Annotated in this window: 2 protein-coding genes; one reads left to right on the forward strand and one right to left on the reverse strand. The window is 71.6% G+C overall.

What is annotated here, in order from left to right; all coding sequences use genetic code 11:
- The coding region (locus tag DW306_RS07215) for an FAD-binding oxidoreductase (protein WP_136054940.1) at nucleotides 1–1,284 on the reverse strand (1,284 nt) is incomplete at its 3' end.
- A gap of 102 nt (nucleotides 1,285–1,386) precedes the next feature.
- Here DW306_RS07215 and DW306_RS07220 point away from each other — a divergent pair.
- The coding region (locus DW306_RS07220; RefSeq protein ID WP_240747106.1) for a CrcB family protein at nucleotides 1,387–1,702 on the forward strand (316 nt) is incomplete at its 3' end.

The following is a 1,702-nucleotide window of genomic DNA, read 5'->3' on the forward strand; positions in this document are numbered from 1 at the left end:
CTGGGGGACCGGCACCGCCCGGGTCTCGGCCTCGACCCACCCGGCGGTGGCCGCGGCGGCCACCTTCGCGCCTTCGACGGCGCCCTCGACGAGATCCGCGGGCACGGTCAGCCGGGTGCTGATCGCGGTCATCCACTGCGGTCGGTCGTGCCGACTCGTGCCGAGGATCTCGGCGGTCAGCCGCAGGGCGGCGGCCGGAGCGTTCGACAGGCCCCACTTCGCATAGCCGGTGGCGAAGCGGATGGCGCCGAGGCCTCGGGGCATCGCCCCGACGAACGGGATCTCGTTGTGCGACGTGTAGTCCTGCGCGGACCAGCGGTGGGTCTCCTCCGCGCCGGGGAAGTGCTGCGCGGTCCACGAGACCAGGTCGTCGACCGCCGCGCGCTCGCCGTCGGAGCGCCCCACCGGATGCCCGTTGCCGCCGACGACCAGCTGGGCCGTGCTGCCGGGACCGTCGGCATCCGACACCGGACGGATCGAGCGCGTCGGCCCGTCGACCGAGAGGAAGGTGCTGTTGAGCACCTCACCGGGAACGCGGAACGAGACGCAGTACGACCGCATCCCGCTCGTCTTGGTGAAGTACAGCCCGCGGTCGAGGATGGCGCTGCCGGTGGCGAGCACGATGTGCTCACCGAACACGGGCCCCTCCGTCGTCTCGACGCGGGATGACGGCAGCACGTGGGCGCCGGTGGCGCGGATGCCGGTGTGCAGGGTGCCGCCCTCTTCGAGGAATTCGCGGGCGAGAGCCTGCGTCACCGTCACCGGGTCGATCGTGACCTGGTCGTCGAGGGCGACGGCGCCGGAGATCGGGAACGGCATCGTGCTCAGATCGCCGGGTGCCAGCATCCGCGTGTCCAGGCCCGCTTCGCGGGCGGCCGCGTGCTGCTCGCGCACGGTCTCGAGGCCATTCGGGGTCTGCGCGTAGGAGTGGTCGGTGCGCCAGGTGTAGGGAACGCCGGCGTGGTCGGCGAACGCGAGCAGCCAGTCCATGCCCTCTCGGTTGGCGTCGACGTAGGCGCGCACGAGCGCGGCCGGGTGATGACGGCGGATCTCGGCGAGTCGCTTGCCCTGGAGGAGGGAGAGCTTGCCGGTGTTCCCGCCGGTGGCGAGCTCGGCGACCTCCCCGGCCTCGATCACGACCACGTCGAGACCGGCGCGGGTCAGCATCACCGCGGTCGTGAGACCGGTGATGCCGGCTCCGACGATGACGACGTCATGCTGAGCACCCGCCTCGAAGGGCGAACCGAGGGGGAGGGACGCGTCGATCTTCCAGAGCGGCTTCATGGGGCCAGTCAACGCCCTCCGGAGGGCGACTCACACTGCCTTGACTTTCGCGTCGTCCGCTGCCATCTCCGGCTGCGGGCAGCGGCGGCTACAGTGGCGGACGTGACTCCTCGCCGCGTTCTGCTCGTCGCCCTGGGCGGCACGATCGGAACGGCGGCTCGACTCGGCCTCGGACTCGCCCTCCCGGAGGCGGGCGGGTTCCCGGTCGCGATCCTTCTCGCGAACCTGCTCGGCGCGCTGCTGATCGGCGTGCTCGCCGCACGGCTTCCCGCATCCGCCGATGTCCGGGTGCTGCTCGGCACCGGAGTCCTCGGCGGATTCACCACCTACAGCGCGTTCATGACCGGAACGCTCGCACTGTGGACGGAGGCGCCGATCCGGGATTCGACCCGGATTCCGTGCGGTTCTCCGTCACCGC

It is taken from the genome of Microbacterium sp. K24 (genome assembly GCF_004794465.1).
GTDB lineage: Bacteria > Actinomycetota > Actinomycetes > Actinomycetales > Microbacteriaceae > Microbacterium.